The sequence below is a fragment of the Methanosarcina hadiensis genome (assembly GCF_046529725.1).
Taxonomy (GTDB): domain Archaea; phylum Halobacteriota; class Methanosarcinia; order Methanosarcinales; family Methanosarcinaceae; genus Methanosarcina; species Methanosarcina hadiensis.
Window position 1 is genome coordinate 508,512 of the sequence record NZ_CP136241.1, and the last position, 25,583, is coordinate 534,094.

At 41.7% G+C, this 25,583-nt stretch carries 16 protein-coding genes and 1 tRNA gene; 4 read left to right on the forward strand and 13 right to left on the reverse strand.

Annotated features, from left to right (window positions below; translation table 11 throughout):
* Positions 1 to 193: 193 nt before the first annotated feature.
* The 11 genes from RSJ42_RS02320 to RSJ42_RS02370 all read right to left on the reverse strand — a co-directional run bounded on the left by RSJ42_RS02320 (position 194) and on the right by RSJ42_RS02370 (position 19,355).
* Entirely contained in the window at positions 194 to 430 is a 237-nt protein-coding gene (locus tag RSJ42_RS02320) for a DNA-directed RNA polymerase subunit H (protein WP_048037333.1), read from the reverse strand.
* An 87-nt stretch (positions 431 to 517) separates the two neighbouring features.
* Positions 518 to 594: transfer RNA gene (locus tag RSJ42_RS02325), tRNA-Lys, on the reverse strand.
* Positions 595 to 1,205: 611 nt separating this feature from the next.
* Positions 1,206 to 1,775 carry a DJ-1/PfpI family protein gene (locus tag RSJ42_RS02330; protein ID WP_410509122.1) on the reverse strand — a complete coding sequence of 190 codons (570 nt, stop codon included), beginning with the start codon at positions 1,773 to 1,775 and terminating at the stop codon, positions 1,206 to 1,208.
* Positions 1,776 to 1,947: 172 nt separating this feature from the next.
* The gene (locus tag RSJ42_RS02335) at positions 1,948 to 3,420 is read right to left on the reverse strand and encodes a sensor histidine kinase (protein ID WP_410509123.1); all 1,473 of its coding nucleotides are present in this window, start codon (positions 3,418 to 3,420) and stop codon (positions 1,948 to 1,950) included.
* A 31-nt stretch (positions 3,421 to 3,451) separates the two neighbouring features.
* A complete protein-coding gene (locus RSJ42_RS02340; RefSeq protein ID WP_410509124.1) occupies positions 3,452 to 3,895 on the reverse strand; it encodes a response regulator in 444 nt (147 codons plus the stop codon).
* Positions 3,896 to 3,947: 52 nt separating this feature from the next.
* Complete coding sequence (locus RSJ42_RS02345; RefSeq protein ID WP_410509125.1) at positions 3,948 to 9,380, reverse strand: PAS domain S-box protein; 5,433 nt, start codon at positions 9,378 to 9,380, stop codon at positions 3,948 to 3,950.
* An 885-nt stretch (positions 9,381 to 10,265) separates the two neighbouring features.
* Positions 10,266 to 13,697 (reverse strand): PAS domain S-box protein, encoded by a 3,432-nt coding sequence (locus RSJ42_RS02350; RefSeq protein WP_410509126.1) that lies wholly within the window; start codon positions 13,695 to 13,697, stop codon positions 10,266 to 10,268.
* Between the two features lie 995 nt (positions 13,698 to 14,692).
* Complete coding sequence (locus RSJ42_RS02355) at positions 14,693 to 14,896, reverse strand: heavy-metal-associated domain-containing protein (protein WP_410509127.1); 204 nt, start codon at positions 14,894 to 14,896, stop codon at positions 14,693 to 14,695.
* 47 nt (positions 14,897 to 14,943) lie between these two features.
* Positions 14,944 to 16,599 carry an ABC1 kinase family protein gene (locus RSJ42_RS02360; RefSeq protein WP_410509128.1) on the reverse strand — a complete coding sequence of 552 codons (1,656 nt, stop codon included), beginning with the start codon at positions 16,597 to 16,599 and terminating at the stop codon, positions 14,944 to 14,946.
* A 98-nt stretch (positions 16,600 to 16,697) separates the two neighbouring features.
* Positions 16,698 to 17,951 (reverse strand): beta-propeller fold lactonase family protein, encoded by a 1,254-nt coding sequence (locus RSJ42_RS02365; protein ID WP_410509129.1) that lies wholly within the window; start codon positions 17,949 to 17,951, stop codon positions 16,698 to 16,700.
* 198 nt (positions 17,952 to 18,149) lie between these two features.
* Positions 18,150 to 19,355, reverse strand: coding sequence for a C39 family peptidase (locus RSJ42_RS02370; RefSeq protein ID WP_410509130.1), 1,206 nt, complete (start codon positions 19,353 to 19,355; stop codon positions 18,150 to 18,152).
* Positions 19,356 to 19,771: 416 nt separating this feature from the next.
* Here RSJ42_RS02370 and RSJ42_RS02375 point away from each other — a divergent pair, with 416 nt between their 5' ends.
* The 3 genes from RSJ42_RS02375 to RSJ42_RS02385 all read left to right on the forward strand — a co-directional run bounded on the left by RSJ42_RS02375 (position 19,772) and on the right by RSJ42_RS02385 (position 22,238).
* Positions 19,772 to 20,944 carry a double-cubane-cluster-containing anaerobic reductase gene (locus RSJ42_RS02375; protein WP_410509131.1) on the forward strand — a complete coding sequence of 391 codons (1,173 nt, stop codon included), beginning with the start codon at positions 19,772 to 19,774 and terminating at the stop codon, positions 20,942 to 20,944.
* Positions 20,945 to 20,949: 5 nt separating this feature from the next.
* Positions 20,950 to 21,708, forward strand: coding sequence for an acyl-CoA dehydratase activase (locus tag RSJ42_RS02380; protein ID WP_410510290.1), 759 nt, complete (start codon positions 20,950 to 20,952; stop codon positions 21,706 to 21,708).
* A gap of 320 nt (positions 21,709 to 22,028) precedes the next feature.
* Complete coding sequence (locus RSJ42_RS02385) at positions 22,029 to 22,238, forward strand: hypothetical protein (protein WP_410509132.1); 210 nt, start codon at positions 22,029 to 22,031, stop codon at positions 22,236 to 22,238.
* A 229-nt stretch (positions 22,239 to 22,467) separates the two neighbouring features.
* Here the strand turns inward: RSJ42_RS02385 and RSJ42_RS02390 are convergent, their stop codons facing one another.
* Together RSJ42_RS02390 and RSJ42_RS02395 are read right to left on the reverse strand one after the other, a co-directional pair.
* Positions 22,468 to 23,097 carry a class I SAM-dependent methyltransferase gene (locus tag RSJ42_RS02390; protein ID WP_410509133.1) on the reverse strand — a complete coding sequence of 210 codons (630 nt, stop codon included), beginning with the start codon at positions 23,095 to 23,097 and terminating at the stop codon, positions 22,468 to 22,470.
* A gap of 25 nt (positions 23,098 to 23,122) precedes the next feature.
* Entirely contained in the window at positions 23,123 to 23,722 is a 600-nt protein-coding gene (locus RSJ42_RS02395; protein WP_410509134.1) for a class I SAM-dependent methyltransferase, read from the reverse strand.
* Between the two features lie 268 nt (positions 23,723 to 23,990).
* On the opposite strand from RSJ42_RS02395, the gene argH reads away from it, so the two are divergent.
* Positions 23,991 to 25,466, forward strand: a complete 1,476-nt coding sequence (gene argH / locus RSJ42_RS02400; RefSeq protein ID WP_410509135.1) for an argininosuccinate lyase — start codon at positions 23,991 to 23,993, stop codon at positions 25,464 to 25,466.
* The last annotated feature ends 117 nt before the right edge of the window (positions 25,467 to 25,583 follow it).

A 25,583-nucleotide genomic window follows, 5' to 3' on the forward strand; every position in this document is an offset into this window, starting at 1 on the left:
TGCGACAGTATACTGCTTTCTAACGCGATGATAGCACCCTCTTTGCTTTGTAAAATGAAAATCAATAAATAATGATCCTAAGATCTAGATCGTTATGTAGTCGCTGAATCTTTCCGTACGATGGTGCATGGGATTCAAAAAGATATTCAGTGAAAAAAATATGATCTTGAAAGCGGTTTCAACTCCCCTCCGCTTACTCAATCACAAGTCTGTAATAATCTGCCTCCCCTGCAGTTTGACTTTTTCTTGTTATTTTCACGACATCTCCGACAACAGCCCCTATTTCTTTACAAACAGGATCCTGTACTTTGATTTTCGGAAGTTGTTCCTTTTCTATAAAATATTTGCTTAAAACAGACTTTAACTCGCCCTCAGACATGATTTCATGCTTGGGGACTGCCTCGTGGTCGAGCAGGCTGAACTTTGTCAAATCCTTTCCTCCAAAAATAAAGCATTCAAAAAACTTGATCAGATTTCTTCAGCGGATGGCCTTTCCGCCGGTTACAATTATAGAACATGGCGGGCCCGTAGGGATTTGAACCCTAGGCCGACTGGTTAAAAGCCAGTCGCTCTGCCTGACTGAGCTACGGGCCCAGATTGTTTGTTTCTCCACCTCTTTATTTTGCACCATGAAGGCTAATTTACAGCCATGCAACCCTGCTGCCCCGCTGCATCAGGGAGCACCTCTTTCACGGGTGCAACCCTCTAATTATAGCTATACTATTTATAACTTATGGTAGGTTTTCTTTTTTCCCTGATATTCCTGGAATCTTCCTGGAAATTTCTTTAGTATGTTACCAATTAATACATATATTTTTCTGATTTTTCCAGTAAAATATATGTATGATAATTTTCACTTTTTTAAAAGTAAGGCCAGAAAAAGAATTATTCCTCCATATATTCGGGTAAACTGAAACTTTTGCCCTGATTTTGAATAACTTCCCGCTTTCCCGAAGCTGCCCTCCAAGAATAAAGCATCCGTTCTCACACTAAATTATTGAATATTATGAAATTGGATTATTAAATATTAAGAAGTCTTAATATTTTTATAAAACAATATATCCTGAATTTCACTTCTAGTATTCACGCAAATACCTGATTGACCTGATTGCGTATCAGGAAAAGAAAAATCCTTCCAGAAGCACCTCTTTCAAAAGAATTCTTATTTTAAATTCTTGCCTCAAATTCTTATTCTAAACGTTATCTTAAATTCTTATTTTTGCGCCCAGGAGTTCAACGAAAGCCCTTAGCCAGGCGGGATGATTGGGCCATGCTTGAGCTGTTACCAGGTTTTTGTCTATAATTACCGGCTCAGGTTGCCAATCCGCACCTGCTAACCTGCATTCAGAAGCACATGCCGGGTATGAGGTTACAGAATAGCCTTCCAGAACTTTAGCCGCTGCCAGAAGCTGAAGCCCGTGGCAAATAACTGCTACAGGCTTGCCAGCTTTAAAAAAGCCCTGCACGAGTTTAATGGTATTGTCATACATACGGATGTATTCCGGGGCTCTTCCGCCCGGGACAACCAGGCCTGCATAATCATCCGGATTTACTTCATCGACCGATATATCTACAGGAATGCGATGCCCTGTTAGCTCTATATAGGTATCGAGCGTTGTGAAATCGTGTACTACCAGTTGAAGCATGTCACCTGTTTTTTTGTTGGGTGCGGTTACATCCACATGGTAGCCTAACATCTGGAGTGACTGCTGGGGCACCTTAACCTCATAGTCCTCAGCGCAGTCCCCTGTTATGATAAGGATTTTCCCTGACATGTCTTTTTCTCCTTGCTGCTTCAGTACTCTCTAACTTCCATAATCTCATTTTTCTGATAGTTGAAGCTATACAAAAAACTTTTCACCTTCTCAGAAAAAACACATTTACAGGAATTTAGCTCAGCCTGAAGTGAGCCTGAATGAACAAACTTCTCACAAGGAAAAATTATTCTCAGTTCGATTCTTCTATTGCGAATTTTATACAGAATTCAGTTCCGCAATCCCTGTTTACTTCAAGCTCCCCGTCCAGCTGGTCTACAAGGGCAGTTATTAGCTGCATACCGAGAGTCTCAGGATTTTCCAGGTCAAGATCTTCAGGGACACCTACTCCATTATCTGAGACTATCAGAGTAAAGTGGGTACCTGAAATATCTCTGTTTTTGCTTTCTGCTTCCGTATTGCGTTCCCCATCCATTTCTCTGTAAAGTTTAACCTGTATTTTCCCTTCATTTACACTGGGAAATGCATGTTTAAGAGAGTTTGAAATGAGTTCATTAACAAGTATTCCTAACGGGACTACGGTATCCATTTCAAGGAAAACTTTTTCCTCTATTTCCAGGTCAAGAAAGGTTCCTGAGGAATCTACGTTATAGCATCTGAAGAGTTCTTTTGTCAGTTTCTTCAGGTACGCTGCAAAATTAAGAGTACTCATGTCTTTTGACTCGTACAGTTCTTCATGGATTAAAGCCATGGAGATAACCCTGTTCTGGCTGTCTTTAAAAGCTTTCAGGACTTTTAAAGTATCGCAGATATTGTCTTCCGCAAATTTCTCCGCCTGAAGGTCGAGAAGGGACGATACAATTTGCAGGTTGTTCTTGATTCTATGGTGAATCTCTTTTTTACGTACTTCCTCGATCTTTGCAAGGGTTTCTTCTGCCTCTTTTTTCTCAGTGATGTCAGTAACTGTCCCCAGGGCCCTGTAAGGGTCTCCGTTTTCATCCACAAGGCAAATGCAGCTTTCTTCGATATGGATATATTTCCCGTCTCTTCTTCTGAACCTGAAATTTCTCTTAAATTTCCCTCTTCTTTTCTGGTACTCGTTAATTCCTTCAAGTAATGGTTTGAGATCAGGATAAGCGTTCTCCAGCGAGGGCATACCATGTATGGATTTGAACTCCTCAGCCGGATATCCAGTAATTTCCTCTACAGCCCCAGCCCAGCTGATTTCGTTTTCCTTTATATTATAGTCGTATATTAATTGACCTGTCTGTTCAGTGACAATCCTGTATCTTTCCTCGCTTTTCTGAAGTTCTTCTTCTGCCCTCTTACGTTCAATAGAGTACCGGATAGAGCGGTTTAATAGTCTTCCGTCAACCTGCCCCTTGACCAGATAATCCTGAGCACCTTTCTTTACGGAAACAATTCCTGTTTTTTCATCATGAATGCCTGTAAGGATTATTATGGGAATTCGGGAGTTTGCTGCATGGATGTCAAGAAAAGTGTCAATGCCATCGCTGTCAGGCAGCCTTAAATCCGACAGTATTACATTAAACTGAAGTTCTTTAAGAAATTTCAAGCCTTCTTTAAGGGTTTCGACGTTAGTAAGTTCATAAGGGAAGTCAGCAGATTCTTCGAGCATCTCTTCGATTAGATTCGCATCTCCCGGGTTATCCTCAAAAAGTAATATCTTAATTTTTTCATCCATAATGAACCGTCCTATCCGGGCTATATTTCTCTCACTTTGAAGGAAGTCTCACGACCTCCAGCCAGAAGTCTTCTATGGATTTAATTACCTTTATGAACTGGTCAAAGTCTACAGGTTTAGTAACATATGCATTTGCGTGGAGATTGTAGGATTTAAGTATGTCTGCTTCAGCTTTGGAAGTGGTTAAAACCACCACAGGTATGTTTTTCAGGTCTTCATCGCTCTTTATCTCTTCAAGAACTTCACGGCCATCTTTTTTAGGTAAATTCAGATCCAGAAGAATTATATCAGGGCGCGGAACACCTGAAAACTGCCCTTCACCACGCAAATAGAGTATTGCCTCTTCCCCGTCCTCCACAACGCGCAGGTTATTTCGGATTTTTGCATCTTCGAAGACTTCTTCTATCAATCCTACATCGCCTTTACTGTCTTCCACTAAAAGAATCTCTATAGGTTTAGCCACCTGTGTTCTCATTATACGATCCTCTTGATAAGTACATATTAAAATCAAATCTTAAAGAGTTAATTTAATTAACTGGCAAAGTGAAATAAAAGGTTGATCCCCTGCCAGGCTCGGATTCCACCCATATATGCCCTCCATGCCTTTCTATAATTTTTTTGCAAATTGAGAGCCCTATTCCTGTCCCGGGGTATTCTTCCCTTTTGTGCAGCCTTTTAAAGACTTCAAAGATCCTTTCCGAATATTTGGGGTCTATCCCAATTCCATTGTCCTGTACAGAAAATAGCCAGTGATCAGCCTTTTTCTCTGCTGAAATCCTGATTTGCGGGTCTTCTTTACTGCGGAATTTTATTGCATTATTAATAAGATTCTGAAATACCTGAGCAAGCTGGGTAGAGTCTGCCATTATTACAGGCAAAGGACCGTAAGAAATGCTGGTTCCGCTTTCCTTAATGGATATCTCAAGATCAGACAGGACCTGACCAAGAATAAGCCTGCAGTCTGCTGGTTCGAATTCTCTGGCTTTTGTAGTCACTCGAGAAAATTCCAGAAGATCATTTATGAGAACCTGCATACGGGAGGCTCCATCCACAGCAAAATAGATGTATTTGTCAGCCTTACTGTCAAGCTCTCCCTGATACTTCCTCTGTAAAAGCTGCAAATAACTCACCACCATTCTTAAAGGTTCCTGCAGGTCGTGAGATGCTACGTAAGCAAACTGTTCCAGTTCCGCATTTGAGCGGGCAAGTTCTTCTAATTTTAATTCCAGCATTCTTTCTGCTTTTTTCCTTTCGGTAATATCGCGTGCAGCTGCAAAGATCCCTATAACTTCGCCGAATTCATCCCTGTAAATCGAAGCATTATACAAAACCGGGGTTATTTTCCCGTCTCTGTGCTGGATTTCCAGGGCATAATCAAATACCGACCCTTCCCTGAATACCTGCTGGTATCCTTCTCTGGCTCTTTCAGGATCAATGAAGTAGTCCGAAAAATCAGTTCCTATCAATTCGCTTCTGTTATAGCCTGTAACCAGTTCTGTAGCCCTGTTTACATCTGTTATTTTCCCTTCAGGGCCTATGGTGACCAGAGGGTCGAGACTGGCTTCGATAAGGCTGCGGTTGTAAATATTTGATAATCTCAAAGCTTCTTCTGCTTTTTTCCTTTCGGTAACATCCCTGGCAATAGCGGAAATAGCTACAAGCTCTCCAGAAGAACTAAAAACCGGAGAAAGAGTTATTGAGATATTTATTGCTGTGCCGTCCTTCTTTAAACGCGATGTTTCATAGTGCTGGACTCTTTTTCCCTGTTTAATTTTCTTAATTAACTGCTCTATTTCTCCTTTATGGTTATCCGGCTCAAGCATTGATACGGGTTTTCCCAGAATTTCTTCAGCAGCATAACCGTAAATTTGCTCAGCTCCCCTGTTCCAGCTTGTAATAATACCTTCCAGAGACTTTGTTATAATAGCATCTTCCGATGACTCGACAGCATTTGCAAGCGTTTGAATTTTTTGTTCTGCTTTTTTAAGTTCGGTAATATCCCGGGCTGCAGCAAATATCCCTATGACCTCATCGTCTTCATCCCTGTAGACTGATGCGTTGTATAATACAGGTGTGGTATGTCCGCCTCTGTGCTGGATTTCCAGGGCATAATCCCTTACCAGCCCTTCCCTGAATACCTGTTTATATCCTTCTTTAGCTTTTTCAGGTTCGGTAAAATAGTTTGAGAAATCAGTGCCAGTAAGTTCTTTCCTTGAATATCCGGTAACAGACTCGGTAGCTTCATTTACGTCCGTAATCTTACCGTCAGGGCCAATAGTAACCAGAGGGTCCAGGCTGGCTTCGATCAGGCTGCGGTTGTATTTGCTGGCAATTTCGAGTTCTTTTTCCACTTTTTTAAGTTCGGTTACATCACGAGCTGCAGCAAAAACCCCTATAACCTCTCCGTTTTCATCCCTGTAAACCGAAGCATTATACAGTACAGGAATTGTTTTTCTGTTCCTGTGATGGATTTCAAGGGCATAATCAAATACCGACCCTTCCCTGAATACCTGCTGGTATCCTTCTCTGGCTTTTCCAGGATCAGTAAAATAGTCCGAAAAATCGGTTCCTATCAATTCGCTTCTGTTATAACCTGTAGCCATTTCTGTAGCCCTGTTTACATCTGTTATTTTCCCGTCAGGGCCTATGGTGACCAGAGGGTCGAGACTGGCTTCGATAAGGCTGCGGTTGTATGAATTTGCCAGCTCAAGTGCCTTTTCGGCTTTTTTTCTCTCTGTTATATCCTGAACTACTCCGGTCATTCTGACAGGCACATTTCCGTTCCCGAAAATTACTTCACCCTGTTCATGGACTATCCTTTCTTCTCCACTGGCAAGGATAATTCTATGGTCAATGCTGTAAGGTTTTCCAGCCAGAGCTCCGTTAACGGCATTTTTCACGTAATCCCGGTCGTCAGGGTGCACGTAACTTAAAAAGGCATCATAAGTTGCTCCAAACTCCTGAGGACTGCGCCCGAAAATACGATAAATCTCATCAGACCAGTATAGTTCATTGGTCACAATACTCCAGTTCCAGTTTCCGAGATGAGCGACTCTTTGAGCCTCAGCAAGGCCCTTTTCACTTTCTTTTAATGACCTGTAAGCTTTTTCGAGCTTGGATGTCCGTTCTTCGACCAGTACTTCCAAATTATCGAGTGTTTCTTTCAGCCTGATTTCGGCTTCTTTTATGTCCGTAATATCACGTGAAATAGCAAGGACAGAGGAAACTTCGCCGCCATCAAACTCAGGTACTATGCGTGTATTAAAGTAGTATTTTTTTCCTTGGGGCGAGGTATACTCGAATTCCATTGTTTCGGATTTTCCTGTAACAAAGACCTTTTCATGATGTTCTTCCCAGAACTTTACCTGCTCAGGGTTTCTTCCCAATTCACAATGAGTTTTTCCGACTACTTTTTCCTGAGGGCAGCCATAAATTTCTGCAGAGGCTGGATTAACATACAGGTGGCGGTTCTGCCTGTCAAAACGGGCAATCATGTCAGGAGAATTTTCAGCCAATGTACGGAAACGTTCTTCTCTTTCGGCAAGCTCTGCAGTCTGTTCTTTGACCAGCTCTTCCAGATGCTCCCTATGCTTCTTCAACTCCACTTCAGCGCGTTTTCGCTCGGTAATGTCAATCTTCATCTCGAGTATCATGGATGAACCGTCAGCGTCGGTGAACGGGAAATTATAGGCATCTATCGAGCTTCCGTCCGGGCCGATGGTTTCCCAATGGTGTGGCTGACCGGTTTCAAGCACTCTGTACGTTTCGCAAAATTCACAGGGTTTGGTGCGCCCGTAACAGTATTCATAGCAGTGCCGGCCTTCCGATTCGCCGAATTTTTCGCGGAAACTACGGTTGGCGAAGGCAACATGGTAGTCAGGTGTCAACAGGCATATCATTGCAGGAAGTGTCTCAAGAACATCAAAGAGCCGTTGTCTTTCAGCCTCGACGGCCTCGGCAACCTTGCGACGTGCTTCGCTTTCACGTAATGTTTCTTCGATTTTCTTCTGTTCAGTAATATCAGTTCCCAGAACAGTAATTCCTTCTGCCGAAGGGAAGACAGCCATACTATAATATGCATCAGTGTACCTGCCACTCATCTCAAACCGTCGTATTTCCCTTTTGTCCATTACTGTGTTGAGGTTCTCCTCATAATCTGTTCCTGTATATTTTGGGAACATCTTCCAGATATTCTTCCCAACAAAATCTTTGGGTTCCTTACCTATTTTTGAGGTAAATTGCTTGCTAGCATAAACAAAATTCAAGTCACGGTCAAGAACGTAAAAATCATCCTGGATACTGTTTAAGATCTCGTTTATCCTCTGGTTACTGCGCTCAAGCATTTCTTCAGCTCTTTTGCGCTCGATTGCCACCGATACCTGGTCGGCTACGGTGCTCATGAAGGCAAGCTCATCTCCAGTAAACTCCTTCCTGCTTTTCGTGCCAAAAGAAAGTGTGCCTATCGTATTCTCTCCGATATGGAGTGGATGGCAGGCATATGCCTGAATCCCCATGGAACGCACGAGATCTGCACGCCTGTCATCATTATGCTGCACATCCTCAGAGATAATACGGCATCCATTAAGGGCGACACAACCACATATTGCCGACCCTTTATCAAGCCATTCTATCTCTTTAGCTGCCTCAGCGTTTATCCCACCACAGGCATTGAGGTGTAGCCTGCCCTGTACCTCGTCAAGAACGTAGTTAAAAAACACATCACAGTTTAAGTGTTGCATTACTTTTTCCGCAATAGTCTGGATTATGGACTCAGGTTCTTTGCTCGAAAGGAGGAGAGAATTTGCATTACTCAGGAGCTCAAAGCGCTTTTCGCTTTCGTTCAACGTCCTGTACGCTTTTATGAGTTCTTCAGTTTGAGCCTGCAACTCCTCATTTTGCATCTTGAGTTCTTCGGACTGAGCCTGTAACTCTTCCGATTGAACCTGAAGATTCTCGTAAGCTTTATGCAAAGCTTTCTCAGTCTGCTTACGTTCGTTTATATCACGGGCGACGTGAACGCTACCAATGAGTTTTCCTTCCGAGTCATGAAGGGGTGAAACGCTCACCAGGAAATATCCTCCAAGGCAGTCCTCACAAACCTCTGTGGTATGTTCAAGCCCGTCTTTAAGCAACTGCCTGTGAGGGCAGAAAGAAGGAGGTTCGCCTGATCCGTGGACAGCTTCATAGCAGGTTAACCCTATGCACTCTTCAGGTGTCACATTCAGTTTTGATGCCATGGCTCTATTTGCCCGAACAATTCTATACCGGTCATCGAGTATGGCGATCAAATCAGGCACCGCATCAAAAGTGTATTCCCAGTTCCTGGCAGCCTGAACAGCAGCCTCCTCCGCTTTTTTGCTTCTGGAACTTTCTATCCGCTCCCATTCCCCTTCTTTTTTGATCAAGGCGAACTGGTGGTTGACCACTACATCTATTATCCCGGTTGAGCTGCACCTGTCAAGGCAATATGTGCACAGAGCTATCATCCGGTAATTGCCGAGAATTCTGTCTATTTCCTTCTCGTAATCAACAAAAGAATCCCAATCTCTTTTTTCTAGCCAGAAAGTATTGCCGCTCAACCTCAAACCGTCATAACCGTTTTCAAGGGCGTTATTGAGTTTTTCAACCCATCCATTTAACACCCTTTCCGAATCGAAAACACCTTCTTTTAAATACCACTCCTCATGTGGAATAATCTCTATTTGCCCTTTATTTATGTGATCATCAATATCAGGAACAGACTTTCTAAGAGCTTCTTTTGCTTCATCCACACTCAGAGGTTGTGATGTGATCCACATGCAAAATTCACTATTTTCCAGACCTGCTTTAAAATAAGGAACAACTATCTCTATCAAATCCTCTTCTGTCTGGTAAAACTGGCAGAAATGTGTCCCCCAGGGAATATCCCCAATGATATCAATACCTGACTTCCTCATTTTTCCTTTCCCATTTTTTTTCATTTTTCTTCCATTCCACACTTCTCTGTATATTAACCGCCTGAAAGATAGTGTTCAGTGAGCTGTCACTGATATCTTTTTTCCAGATAAAGGCGAATTTTAATCTTTGTAATATTACATCCTGCATACCGTGCTCTTTTTGAAGGAAGCTCATGACCCATATTGTAAAAGCTGCAGGGTCAGTATTTCCTTATCCTGATCCTTCTTATCCTGATCCTGCACGTATAAATGAAGTTAAATCCTGAAATGCACGAAAAACGCGAGAGATACGGAAAGTTGCAGTTCTGCACCTTCTCTATCGATTTTATCGATATATGCAGTTATGCTGTTGCATATGCAGTGTAGCTAAACGAAAAATTTATGGCTTTTCTGTTCCAGGGTGCGATTTGAGCTGCATAAAACAGGCAGACCTTTTTCGATACCGTTTTTAAAGCGCTTTACAACAGCTCTCAGGAGTGTACTTATTTCCTTTCTCGCATTTCTATAGTTGTTCCATATAGCTTTTATTTTGCACAATTTCAGTTCATTAAAATTGAACTTTAGTATTTTCTAAAAAATAAGAAATATATTCCTTATTTAAGTGTTTGTAAAATAAAACACATTTTAATTATATGCTTCAGCATAAATGGCTAACATATAATTAACTTCTTATAGTAGTTTTACGTGTTTTCACTTCCATCCAAAATCGTTAAAAACGGGATATACAAATAACCTCTTCTTATAGTAAAAAACGATTTCGTATTTACTACATTCGCATGGGGTCCAGGGTATCAGCTTAATGAAAAATAGCTTTTTTGCTTCTTTTGCTTCTTTTGCTTCTTTTACTTCCTTTTATCTTTTTAACCTGTATTTCAAAGCCTCAGTCATTAGCGTAACCCTGGAGATCTCTTATTTTCTCCCCGGTACTGTGAACCTTATAATGAATTCAGTTCCACAATCTCTGTTTATTTTAAGTACGCCGTCCAGCTGGTCTACAAGAGTGGTTACCAGTTGTATTCCAAGAGTACTGGACTTTTCCATATTAAAATCTTCAGGCATACCTGTTCCATTGTCCGATACTGTCAGGATAAAAGCTGTATTTTCATGTCCCATTTCTCTACTTCCAGGGGTGTCGTTCACAGTTTCTTCATTTTCCTCCTTACTCAGCCGGATCCGGATAATTCCTTTATCCCGGCCCTGGAATGCGTATTTAAGGGAGTTTGAAACAAGCTCATTTACAATAAGTCCCAGTGGAACTGCAGTATCCATATCAAAAAAAGTATCCTCTTCCAAATCAATGTTTAAACTGATATCTGCATTCCCAATAGAGTAAGTCTGAAAAAGATTTTTAATAAGCCTCTGGAGATATGGCGAGAAATTCAATGTATTGGTCTTTCCAATTTCGTGCAGTTCTTCATGGATCAGGGCGATGGATACCACTCTATCCTGACTTTCCCGAAAAGCATTCAATACTTCTGTACTTCCAATATATTTTCTCTCCCTGAACTTTCCAGCCTGCAGGTCAAGAAGGGAAGAAATCACCTGCAAATTGTTTTTAATCCTGTGATGGATTTCCTTTTTACGAGCGGTTTCAAGATTCATCAGAGTTTTTTCAGCTTTCTTACGTTCAGTGATATCCTGAATTACCCCTTTTATTCGGACAGGAATGTCTTTATTATTCAAAATAAATTCCGATGTCTGGTGGACTGTGCGTTCCTCCCCGTCAGCCCGGACAATCCTGTGATCAATACTGAAAGAACCCTTAGTTTCAGCTGTTTTTATGGCATTCAAGTAATATTCCAGGTCATCGGGGTGTATATAACCCAGATATTCATTGTAGGAAGGTGCTTCTTTTTTCGCATCTCGTCCGAATATGCGGTACATTTCTTCAGACCAGTATGCTTTATCGGTCGCAATGTCCCATTCCCAGTTCCCTATATGAGCCATTTTCTGGGCTTCAGCAAGACCCTTTTCGCTTTCCTTCAATAAATCATAAGCTTTTTCAAGTTCTGCTGTGCGCTCTTTAACCAGTTTCTCCAGGTTATCCAGGGTCTCTTTCAACTTGATCTCTGCTTCTTTTACATCCGTGATATCATGGGAAATAGCAAGGACAGAGGCTACTTTACCATCGACAAATTCGGGCACTAACTGCGTATTAACATAGTATTTCCTTCCCTGAGGCGATATATACTGGAATTCTATCGTTACGGGCTTTCCTGTAGCAAAAACTTTTTTGTGGTACTCTTCAAAGAACTTTGCATTTTCAGGGTTCGTTCCAAGTTCGGTGTGAGTTTTCCCAATAATTTCTTCTGGAGATCGGCAATAAGGCCCCGCAGCAGCGGGATTAGCATATATATGACGGTTTTGTCTATCAAAACGAGTAATTATGTCCGGAGAATTTTCAGCCAGTGCTCGGAATTTGTTCTCACTTCTTATCAGGGCTTCTTCAGCGTACTTTTTTTCTGTTATATCGCGGACAATACCTGCTCTATAACGAGTCATGCCGGTTTTATCCTTAATGATCGAGAAATGGTCAGCTAACCAGCGGTATTTTCCATCCCTGCATTTAAAACGATACTCATGTGCCCCAAAACCCTCAACTAACGACTGAGCACTTCCCTGAGCTACCAGCGGACGGTCATCGGAGTGAATGCGATTCAGAAGGCCATTATTGCTGGTCATTGCATTTATTTCCCTGGCAGAGAAGCCTGTAATCTGCTCTATCACAGGGCTCATATAATCAAAGCGATTATTCTGAAAATCCATGCGATATGCAGAATCAAGAGAGTTCTCAAGAACTGAGCGGAAACGTCCATCACTTTCCTGCAGCGCAGCAACCAGAGAGTCGCGTTCAGCCAGAGACTGGGCAAGTTTGAGATTGCCGTAGCTCAGTTGCGAGAGTATATTGGCAAACCCCATCAAAAAAGCCATTCCTGCGTCAACAGTCTCTCTGCTTAACCTCGGAACTTTTTCAAGCGCTGAAATATATTCATCCTCATCGAAGCCGTATTTTCGGGCTTGAGATCGGAAGAACTCGTAGTCCAGAGACTCGTCTTCAAAGAAAAATTGCCCTGAAAAGATTTTGCCGACCTGCTGACCTGCCACCATTATAGGGGTTACTACATCCCACAGGTTGTTCTTGCATCTGTACAGCCTGTATTCTCCCGGAGCAGCGCCCGTAGACAGCTCTATGTCGCTTTCTATGCAGTGCCTGCAGGTTTCAGGATTTACCCTGTGGAATCTGGTACAGATCTCCTGCCATCCGACGCATGCCAGAACATTGCCTTTAAGATCGTTCAGGCCTACTGGAAAGGAAGTAAGTTTATAAAAATCATCTATAAGCGATTGGATTACAGGGATATCTATAACCTCAGCAAGCTCAAAGGCATCCGTGTCATTTACAGGCGAGAGAATTTTCTCTAGCTTTAGCCTGATGCGTTGCTCACTCTGGCGAAGTGCATCTTCAGCCTGCTTGCGTTCATTTATATCACGGGCAACATGAACACTCCCGATGAGCTTTCCTTCCGAATCATGAAGTGGTGATACGCTTACTAAAAAATAACCTTTAAAAAAGTCTTCAAAGACCTCTGCAGTGTGTTCAAGTCCGTCTTTAATCAGTTGCCTGTGAGGGCAAAAAGAGGGAGGTTCGTCTGTCCCATGAATGACGCGATAACAGGTCAGACCTGTGCACTCTTCCGGTTCCATGCCGAGTCTTGCTGCCATTGCCCTGTTTGCGCGGATAATCCTGTACTCGTTATCAATTATGGCTATAAGGTCAGGCAAAGAATCAAAGGTATACTCCCAGTTCTTTGTAGCCTGAATAGCTGTTTCTTCCGCTTTTTTGCGTTTTGAACTCTCTATCTTCTCCCATCTTCCTTCTTTTTTAATTAACGTGAATTGATGGTTAGTAACAGCATCGATAATATCGGTTGCACTGCAATTATCAAGAGAATAAGCACACATCGATATTATCTTGAAGGTGCCAATGGCACTATCTATTTTTTCTTCGTAATCAGTGAAATTGTCCCAGTCCGCTTTTTTCAGCCAGGAAAGGTTTCCGCCTGTCCTCAAACCGCAATATCCATTATCTATGGCGTGGTTTAACTTTTCAACCCCTGTATTTAAAGCTTTAAATGAGTCAAAAGCACCATTTACCAAATAAAAATCAGTTTCCGGAATAATTTCAATTTGCCCTTTTTCAAGATAAACATCAATATCAGGAACAGCTTTTTTCAGGGACATTTTTGCTTCTTCTATATCCAGAGGTTCTGAAGTGATCCACATGCAAAATTCACTATTTTCCAGACCTGCTTTAAAATAAGGAACAACTATCTCTATCAAATCTTCTTTTGTCTGTAGGACTTACGCACTTGAGGATAAAAATCATGATCAATAGACCTTGCAGTTAAATCGATGATTTAGACAGTCGAAGGTTTAGAGCTGTTGTTTTTCAGTTCAACCGCGTAAGTCCTAGTCTGGTAAAACTGGCAGAAATGTGTCCCCCAGGGGATATCCCCAATCATATCAATACCAGATTTCCTCACTTTTCTTCCCCATTTTCTTCATTTTTTCTTCCATTCCACATTTACTCTATATATTGACAGCAATTAAATAACTTTATAGCTGAGAGCAATTAAATAACTTTATAGCAAACTGCTTGTGGTTTATTATTTCCAGGTAAGGAAATGTTATTTAATTCCCCATTTTCCTGCAGGTCATACACCTGTGCTCTGTTTTGCAGGGAGCCACACCCTTTACTAAAAGTCCACAGGGACGTTTATGCCGCAGTCCTGACCACGTGCACATAAATGAAGTATAGGTCCTGAATGCACAGAAACTCGGAAGGTGCGGAAAACTGCAGTTTTGCATACATCGTTATCGAGTTCAGGGGGATAACACCATGATGGCGCTATGCAGTCTGAAAGAAAAACCCTGGATTTTCTGTTCAGAGATGTGATTCTAAGTGTAGAGCCACAGAATTTTTGTTATTTAACGGGTTCTTCAGCACTTCTATAAAGCTCTAAATGCATGCTGCGATTCCCCGTATTGTATTTTTCCTATAGTATTTCTACAGGTCCTGTTCCTGGTCTACAGGTCCTGTTCCTGGTCTACAGGTCCTGTTCCTGGAAGACTCACATTGATAAAATTAAGTTCAATATCTAAAAATAAGAAATCTATTACTTATTTAAGTGTTTGTAAAATAATCATTATCTCAGTCACATTTTTTAGGATCAACGACTACCATGTCCGCACACATATATTAATAATTTTATACGTTAATCTTTCATCCAAAATAGTTAAAATGAAATAAAGCAAATACCCTTAATAATTGCCAATTATAAGGGCTCATACCCCGCTTCCCTGATTGCGTCCCTTATTTTTCCAGGATCCGTTCTTGTCTCTTCAAAATCTACAATTACTTCTTTTTTCTCAAGGCTTATATCAACATCCAATACTCCCTGTACGGAAGCAATGGCTCTCCCCACCCTGACAACACAATGGTTGCACTCCAGACCTTCAATCCTTATTACTTCCTGCATTAGAAAAATAGCCCCCTTATCAACTAATTAAAGATTCGATTATCTCATCATTTCCCACGCAGCCAGGAGATGACAGCTATAATAACCGCTCCTCCAAATCCTATTAATCCCGCCCAGGAAAAAGTACCCCCATATATCAATACATAGGCAGAAACAACCAGCAGAACGGTAAGGAAAAATTCCTTTGAAAAAACATCTCGTTTATTATCTCTCTGTTTCATTTCAAGGAATTTGTCCCCCATACCTTCCATTTTGTCGGCAACTTCCCTGATTGCAGCCCTCAACTCAGCTTTTTCATCTACGGGCTCTGAGGAGAACTCTATATGGAAGCCAGCTCCTTTTGGAGCATTGAGCTTTTTGTATGCGTCCATGAGGACAGGGATTGCAATGCTTTTAATATTATACCTCGGGTCAAGCTCAAGACAGACCCCTTCTATAAGGAGGATCGCTCTCTGCAGGGTTGAAAATTCTCCGGGAAGTCGGATATCGTACTTTAACCCAAGTTTTGCATAATTGTCGCTCTGTCTTCCCTCAAGCCCGTAGTTCTGGTTTGCAATAAGTTCATCCATATCTTTCCTGAGCCTGCGGATATCAACATCTCTGGCATCCGCGCCCCCGATTTTAAGAAAGCCCTGCGTTGCCCCTTCAACGTCCCTGTTATTGATAGCGTAGTAAAACTCAAGCATATTCCTTTTTAGCTCATCATCTATGCTGCCGACAGCCCCGAAATCAATGAAAGCAATGGTATCGTTCTCTTCTACCAGCATATTACCGCCGTGCGGGTCTGCGTGATAAAAACCATCAATATAGACCTGCTTCAGGTAACTCTTAGTGATCGTACGGGTATATTCGGATTTTTTACTCTGAGGCACAGGCATATCAATTATGTCTTTGACCTGGGTTCCCTGAACAAACTCCATGGTCAAAACGTTTGCAGAGCAATAATCCGGATAGATTTTGGGCACAGCAACGTTTTTTACGTTCTTGAAATTATCATCAAAACGCCTCATATTGACGGCTTCAATCCTGAGGTCAACTTCCCGCGTGAGCATTTCCCGGATTTCCAGCATAAAAGCGTCAATATCAAAATTCCTTCCTACTCCCATAACCCTTCTCACTACAGGCTTGAAGTCGTCCATGATAGAAAGGTCGATGTTAATAATATCAATTAAGTGCGGGCGAAGGATTTTAACAGCTACCGGCTTGCCTTCAAGTACGCCTTTATAGACCTGGGCAATGGAACCGCAGGCGATAGGATCAGGGTCAAAGCTGTCAAAAATGTTAATAAAGGCTTTAGCCTTCCTTTCTCTGGAGGCTTTCAGTTCCTCTTCGCTCTTTTTCCTTTTTCTTTCCTCACGCGTCTGGTACTCACAAACGCATGCAAGGTCAAGAGATTCAGCCATCTCCTCAAAAGGCATGGGCTTAACCCTGTCCTGCAAACTCGCCATCTCGGCAACATAAGGCTGGGGCACAAGGTCAGGCCGCTTGCTCATGGTCTGCCCCATTTTGATAAAGGTAGGTCCGAGCTCTTCAAAAGCCTGCCTTAGTTTCGCTGCTGTCTGCCTGTTTTCCAGGTCAAAGTCACAGGTGCAGTCAGGATTGGAAATGTAATCGGTACGCAGATCCCGGTAAAGTTCCGGAATAAGGTTGTATTTGAAAAGAACCCCTGTAACCTCAAGATAGCGCTTTGTCTTCCCCAGCATCCATTATAGATTGGTTATTATTGTTTAATAGAGTTTCTTCAGGATGAATAGAAGAAAAAATGAATAATTAATCCGGACTTCGAACTATCCAAACTCCTTTATTGCTTCCTACTGAGTTTCAATCCCATATACATACAGGTCAAGCTTCCCAACAAACTAAAACCAGGAGTAAAATTGTTTTTTCTCGATTCGTTTCCACCAGAGGTACTACTATCATTGGATTTGGAACTATTATCGGTTTTATTGTTTGAATTATTGAGTTTGACAGAATTTTTTTCATCAGATGATAAGTTAGTTTCTTCAATTCCTGAGTTCTTAGTTGTATTAGCTGTCACAGTTGTACTTTGATCAGCTATTTCAGAATCTAAAAAAGAACCGATGACAACTCCAACAGGATAATTCATATGAAATTTTCCTGAATTTACCATAGATATAACATTATTTGTGGACGTGTCAATTACGGAGACATTGTCGCTTTCGGCATTTGTCACATACACCTTGTTTCCGTCTGGAGTAACCGCGACTCCTAAAGGAGCAATTCCTACAGAAACCGTAGCTATAACAGTGTTTGTTGATGTGTCAATTACAGAAACATTGTTACTTCTTTTATTTGGTACATATGCCTTTTTTCCATCTGGAGTAACGACAATATCACTGGGACCGTCTCCTACAGGCACAGTGGCTATTACCCTGTTTGTAGCCTTATCAATAACAGAAACAGTGTTGCTTCCGGAATCAGTCACATACACCGTATTTCCATCGGGACTAATTGCGATATCAGTGGGGTGATCTCCTACAGGTACGGTGGCTGTAACTTTGTTTGTAGTCGTGTCAATTACAGATACAGTGTTGTTGAGACTATTCGTAGCATAAATTTTTTCCCCATTGAGCGTGAATGCAATGTTATAAGTGCTCAACCCTACGTTAATCGTGTCCATTAACCTGTTTGTTGATGTATCAATAATAGAAATATTATCGCTATTATTATCGACCACACTGTAACGGTTAGTCACATAAATCCTTGATCCTGTTGGGTTGACTGTAACTCCACGAGGATACCCTCTCACATTCACTACAGCATCAACTTTATTTGTCGCTGTATCAATTATAGAAACGGTAGTGCTCAGGCCTGATAAGTCAGCCACATACACCTTTGTTCCTTCAGGGTTGATTGTGACTCCAAAGGGCCAGCCTTCTACAGGTATCACAGCTGTAAGATTGTCAGTTGCTGTGTCAATTACAAAGACAGTTCCAGTGTCGACTCCCATACTTGTAACGTATGCAAATGGAGCAGCACCTGCTAAGTTTACCAGTATTAGAATCGCAAGTGCCGATACCCTCAAAGTTTTCATGATGTATGTCCTCCACATGCTTTATTAGAAGTTACCAAAGATAGAAATGAATCGAGAAAATGTCAATTAGTATACTGTATCCTAATTTTAAATATATGTTAAAGACAAATTAAATTTCGATAGACATTGTATTTTGCTGAGATGTAAAAGCATATTATACAACCTTTAAACCAGAAGTTTATCGAAATCTAAGGAATCTCAGCGCACGTATATGCGTTTAGTTTCTTGATTGGAGACTAACTCAATTTTTGGTGTCCCGCTCGATCCGACAGGCAATGGATCATTAATATATAAATAGAGACACCCATTGCGAACCAGATATCCCTGGCAAACTCTAAAGTGTCCGGGAATTATACTATAAAAAGGTCTGTGAGTGCGAATCTCTGTAACAACTTCCGGATCAGTCAAAGAGGTATCCAGAGATCCTGTTTTTCCCCATTTGTCCTCAGCCCATTTTATCATTTCATCAATTCTAAGCCCAGAAGGCTGGTCTCTGGAATCAAAAAAATAATCATAAATTGAATCCTGTGACGGGGTAGGATATTTATAGTACAGAGAGATCATCTGGATAGATGCTTCGCCACAATAAATATCGAGCGTTTGTCCACGAAGAGGAACACCAAGCTTTACACTTGTTGAAGCCGTTATTGCTGCATCGCCACCGAGTTTTTTAATATCTTCCTCAGAGACTGCCGCATCAATATTAACTTCCTTATTAGCCGCTGCCTGTTCTATAGATTTTATGAGTTGATCACTTTTTTTCCATTCATTAAGATTCTTTTCCACTCCGTTCCCCAATTTCATCTCATACATTGACCAGACTCCAGGCTCGGCTTCAGTTACAGGCTTATCCTGTACTTCTTTAAGGGTGTATGCATCTACAAATATCCGATGTTCATCACCTGTAGTTTTGTCTTTTACTATGGTCATTGCCCCTATACTTGGATAGCTGTAGACGACCATGATTGTTGATTTGATTTCACCTTCCAGGTATTCATTTTTGGCGATTTTTTCAGACCTCTTCATGGCTTCGGCAACTTTATAGGGTTCAGGATCAAATGAGATGTCGTTAAGTGGATATCCCAGATTTTTACTGGCACAAATATCGATAATACCGACCAGCTTTTTTCCGTTATATACTGAGAATTGATAAAACAATTTCTGACCATTTATGTCATAAAGCTCCTGTGGTTTGGGGTCAATGGACGCGCCTATCCAGTTCTCAAAGTTTGGTTCGTTAGCTGCTATAAAACTAATCATATTCGCGTTGGCGTGCTTAAATGCTTCCTCAGCAGTTATAGAATAATCTTCCTCTTTCTGCGCACTTACGGCTGGTAAAAACACCATGCTTACAAGCAAAACTGCCAAAAGAAATATTCCTGCTCCAATTTTGTTCTTAACCATTCCACTCTACTCCCAGTTACTTTTACCAAGGAGGCAGAGTCAGGCACAAACTTAAACACATTCAAGACTATATAAACCGCCTCTTAGGTCATATTTTACGAGTTAGGATGACCGAGAAAGTACATTTTAACTCCACAAATTCTCTCTTATTAATCAGTGTAAATTGTATTTTAAAAGTATAAACTATGCGATTTTTAGAATTTTTTATGCCAGTAATTTTTTGGATCTTCGGTTGTTTGAATGCTGGGATCAAAATCTGATTCAGCACATTTCTTCATCCCATATTCACTTATTTGAATAAATGGTCAAGATAATTGAGTAGAAAATGCAGTTGTTTATAATTGCAGGAATCTGAACTGTATTGCAGGAATAGAAAATGATTTAACATATTCATCACAGAGTATTTTGTGAAGAGAATGACACGTTTTAAAACTCTTGACTATATCAAAAACTCGTATAGTGAACGGATTTCCCAGCTGACAGAAGAAAAGAAAGCTGGAAAAAAGATAGTTGGCACTTTGTGCCTGTTCGTGCCTGATGAGATAATTTTTGCAGCAGGGGCAGACCGCGTCATACTCTGTGGAGGCAAAAGCGATACCATATCCATAGCTGAGCAATACTTGCCCAGGAATATATGTCCGCTTGTCAAGTCTTCTTTTGGCTCGATTGTTAATAACGGCTGCTCTGGTGTAATATCCTGCGCTCATTTTAGCCTTATAGATATGATTGTTGCCGAAAATACCTGCGATAGCAAAAAGAAAACTTATGAATTACTGGGAAGTTGTGTCCCAACCTATGTGCTGGATCTTCCGCAGAAACCAGACAGCTCTGCTGCTGTAAAATATTTCCTGGAAGAACTTAATAAATTCAAAATTGTTGTGGAAAAGCTGACCGGTAATAAGGTCACAGTAGAACAATTGAAGAAAGAAATAATCTCTTCCAATGAAACGAGAAAATTACTTCACAGGCTCTATGACCTGCGGAAAACGGACTCTTCACCAATAAGCGGTTTGGATATGATAAAGGTCATGCAAAAGCAGTATGTCTTATCGGCAGAAGATTTTAAAAAAGCCCTTCGCACTCTCATTGACGAAGTAGAGCAGGCTAAGGATGATAAAGCTGATAAGACTGACAAATACCATCTTACTCGCAAACCCAGAATAATGATTTCCGGCTGTCCTATGCCGGGCGGAAACACAAAAGTGCCGGAAATTATAGAGAGCAGGGGCGGTATCATCGTGGTAGAGGAAAGCTGTACTGGTACAAGGTCATTCTGGGATCTGGTAGACGAAAATAAAGATCCTATGCTTGCACTTGCCGAACGCTATATCAAGATTCCCTGTTCCTGCATGACTCCGAACGACAGGCGTATCGAGAATATTCTGGAACTCGCAAGGGAGTTTAAGGTTGACGGCGTAGTTCATTATACCCTTCAGTTCTGCCACGGTTACAATATCGAGAAATATAAGGTTCAGCAGGCTCTGAAGAATGCAGGAATACCCATGCTTTCGATAGAGACGGACTACAGTGACTCGGATATTGAGCAGATTGGGCTTCGAGTTGATGCTTTTATGGAGATGCTTTCTTGATTTCGGTGGGAATAGACTCGGGCTCAGCCACTACAAAAGCTGTACTGGTAATTAATGACCGGGTAATCACTCACAATATACGCCCTACAGGGTTCGATTTTTTATCAGCCGCAAAAAGTGCATACGAAGGCGTGCTTATCAATGCCGGAATCGACAAAAAAGATGTAAACGGCATATATGCAACCGGATACGGTAGAAATAGTATAAAGTTTGCCGATAAGACAGTAAGTGAGATTACAGCCCACACAATGGGTGTTCATCACCTGTACCCTGTCGTCAACGGAATTATCGATATCGGAGGCCAGGACAGCAAGATTATTTCCGTAAGTGAAGGAAGGGTAACCGATTTTTTAATGAACGACAAATGTGCTGCCGGCACGGGTAAATTTTTAGAGTACACGGCAAAAGCGCTTGAAGTGCCTATAGAGGAATTGGGGAATCTGGCTCTTGCTTCAAAAGAACCCGCCAGTATTACTAGCATGTGCACAGTATTTGCCGAATCTGAGGTTATATCTTTCCGAGCCAGAGGATTTAATAAAGAGGATATTGCGGCAGGACTCGTTGAAAGCATAGCCAGAAGGGTAGCAGTTATGGTCCGGCAAGTCAGGTTAACACAAAACGTAGCTTTCGTGGGCGGCGTTGCAAAGAATGCAGGCATTAAGATGTTTCTGGAAAAAGAACTGGGCATCTCGCTCTATGTGCCTCCTGAGCCGCAGATAACGGGAGCAATTGGGGCTGCGCTGTATGGGAGAGATAAAAGCTGAAGAATAACGGGAGTAATTGGGGCTGTGTTATCTCTTTTTTGTATTTCAGATAAGGCGCATAATTGTTCATATTGTTCATTAATAAACTCATAGACTAACTGATTTTATAACCCATTTTAGAAAATACAAAACGAAATACAATACTCAAAAATTATCAGGAAATAACTTGAGAGGTAATTCGCGTATTGCAGTCCTTGCTTATCATGACTGAGACCAAATCTGAAACCTGAATTTCCAGACCTTAGTTTACATTGTGCATACAGGGCGATATGATTATCTATAATAAAATTCACTCATTAATATAATGATTGGGGGTTAATATGCACAGATATAGAGTACGGTTTGAAGGACATTCTGCAAAAAAAGAACACTTCGTAGACGTAACCGAGCTTGAAGCGGAAAACGAAAGAGAAGCAAGAATAAAAGCAGAAATTATTTCTAAAGACTCTACTCCAGAAGGATTGCTGTATAAATATGGACAGGGTTCTGAACCTGTAACATGTATAATTGAAATTACGCAGCTTGACTGAAAAACTCTTCTCTTATAACATTAAAATAGTGTTCTATAAGAAAATTTGAAAATTAGATCGTAGTATTTTTGTAATCAAGGTAAGCTACAATACCGCTCTTATTGATTTATTCCTGAAATTAAGGTAATAATCATCGTATCTATCGCGTTTATGTGAATCGTTGAAAATTGCCTGCTGAGAATTGAGATCTGAATTGCTGATCAAATTGCTTATTTTTTCAAAAAAAATTTTACGGTTTTGCCCTGATCTTCCTGAAAACATCCTTAAAAGCCAGTTTTTTTGCTTCCTTAATCTTAAACCCGGCTTTCTCTATATTCCTGGTAGTATTTCGCGTGGTATGGTCTCCAAGCAGGAAAAATAGAAAAGGATCTACCAGGTGCTCAAAAAAATCAACTATCGGGTAGCTGCTGTGCATATGCTCGAGGGCTATCAGTTCACCTGAAGGCTTAAGGACACGCCTCATTTCCTTAAGAGCTTTTACTGGATCAGGAATTGTGCAGAGGACAAAAGTCACAACCACATAATCGAAGCTTTTATCCGGAAATTCGAGATGCTCTGCATCCATATGAAGAAGATTAACGTTTTTCATTTCCCTGGCTTTCTCTCTTGCTCTTTCCAGCATACCTTCGCTGTTATCGATCCCTGTTAAAGAACAGTCTGCAGGGTAATATTTCAGGTTCCTTCCGCTTCCCACGCCAATTTCCAGAACCTTTCCGCTAAGGCCTGAAAGTGCCTCTCTTCTCCATTTGCGGAAAAAAAATAGTTCGAGCGGCAGGTCTATCAGTTCATAAATGGGTGCGATTCGGTTATATTTTGAGACTGCGGACTGTGTGGATATCTTTGAGGGCATTGAAATCATAATTAAAATCTCTGAATAAAACCCTTTACGGTTTTGCCCGGATTTTTTTGAAAATATCCTTAAAAGCCAGATTCTTTTCCTCCGTAATAGTAAAACCAGCTTTCTTGATGTTCTCCACTGTATTTCTGGTCATATCGTCGCCGATCAGGAAAGACATCAATGGATTGACCAGGTCCTCAATTCTGGCAATAAGAGGATTTTTACTGCGCATATGCTCGAGGGCGATCAACTCTCCTGAAGGTTTAAGGACGCGTTTCATTTCTTTTAAAGCCTTTACAGGATCAGGGATCGAACAGAGAACAAAGGTTGTGACAACATAATCGAAAGTGTTGTCCGGGAAGTCCATATACTCCGCATCCATCAGGAGAAGAGTAATATTCGCTCTGTCTCTAGCTTTTTTCTGGGCTTTGTCAAGCATCCCCTCGCTATTATCTATCCCTGTCACCTGAGCACCAGCCGGGTAGTATTCCAGGTTCCTTCCGGTTCCCACCCCTGTTTCGAGGACCCTGCCTTTTAAGTTTGAAAGTGCCTTTTTCCTCCATTTTCCGTATAATAGTATTTCTACCGGCGCCTCAATAAGATCATAGATCACAGAGATGCGGTCATACTTTGAGACTACGGACATCAGGTGACTTTACGTTTTCATACGTGATATATTACTGAGAAATTACTCCGAATAACTCCCGAAAACCGATTCATATTTAAGTGTTTGAAATAATACCACGCTTCGTATTTTGTATTAATAGCTAGTAAAGGTCTGACAAAATTAGTCGAGATTAATCTCGATTAATCGAGATCTAAGGTAAACTCACAATATCATTTATCTCACAGGAATCATTATTACATTAAGACTTCAGAATAGATCTATTTCATAATCATAAAGAGGAAACCCGATGAGCAATATTTTACGCAGAGGCAGGCTTGAAGCTGCCCAGGATGAGGAAATTTTACGTTACACCTCCTCTATGGAGGCAGACAGGTGGATTTTCAATGCTGACATACTGGTGGACCTTGCCCATACCGTAATGCTGAAGGAGCAGGGGATCATAAAAGAAGAAGACTGCAGTAAAATTCTCAGTGGGCTTTTAAAGATAAGGGAAGAAGGTATGGAAAAGCTCGATTTCAGCTATGAGGACATTCACATATCTCTTGAATCCAGGCTCATCGATATGGTTGGAGAAGATGTTGGAGGCAGAATGCATTCAGGGCGTTCGAGAAATGATGAAGTCGCAACCTGCATCCGGCTAACCCTGAGGGAAGAACTCCTGGGTCTGCTCGAAGAGATCTTCGCCCTCAGAGAAACCCTTGTCACTCTTGCAGAAAAACATACTCAAACCCTCATGCCAGGCTTTACTCACCTTCAGCACGCCCAGCCTACCACCCTTGCCCATCACCTCTGTGCGCACGAATCTGCTCTCGGCAGGGATTTTGACAGAGTGCAGGACGCCTTTTCAAGGGTTAACCTCTGCCCGCTCGGGGCTGCTGCATTTGCTTCTACCGGTTTTAACCTTAACAGGAAAAGGACTCAGGAGCTTCTCGGCTTTGAAGGTTTGCTGGAAAATTCGATGGATGCAGTCAGCAGCAGGGATTTCCTTATCGAATGTGCATCCGTATTTTCAAATCTCATGATAAATTTGAGCCGGATGGCTGAAGAGCTTGTAATCTGGTCTTCGTCCGAGTTCGGTTTCATTGAGCTGGACGATATGTATGCTTCCACTTCCTCAATTATGCCGCAGAAGAAAAACCCGGACGCAGCGGAATTAATGCGCGGGAAAACCGGAGTAGCTGTGGGTGCACTTATGTCCCTGCTTACAATCTGCAAAGGCCTGCCCCTGAGCTATAACCGCGACCTTCAGGAAGCAACCCCGAATATCTGGCGCTCGGCTGAAACCGTAAGGGCTTCTGTCAGGGTAATGGAAGGGATGGTCAGGACTATGAAAGTCCATACGGATGTGCTTTCTTCCCAATCCGTAACAGGCTTTACAACAGCCACCGAGCTCGCTGACACCCTTGTCCGGGAAACAGGAATCCCTTTCAGGACAGCCCACCAGATTGTCGGGATGCTTGCAAAGGAAAGGGAAAAGCCCACAATGGAAAGGATTGATTCTGCAGCTGAGGTTGTGCTGGGGGAGTCGCTTTCAAGCAGGGGATTGACGGAAAAGATGGTAAAGGAGGCCCTTAACCCGGTGTCCAATATAAACAGAAGAAAGATTGCAGGAGGTCCTGCCCCGGAAGAGATGAAGCATTACATCTCAAAGAGGCAGGCTGAATTCGAGCTGAATGCACAGGAAATCACAACCCTGAAAGATATAATGGACTCGGCTTTTGAAAACCTGTTTTCAGTAGTTGAGGAATACAGGAAAATCTGAGAGCAGCGGTTTTAAGCGCGAAAAAACGCGTTTAATTTTAATATTATTCAGACCTCTTAGTATCTCACGGATTATACGGACTGAAGTTTAAATCTACAAGCATTAAAGAATCACTTA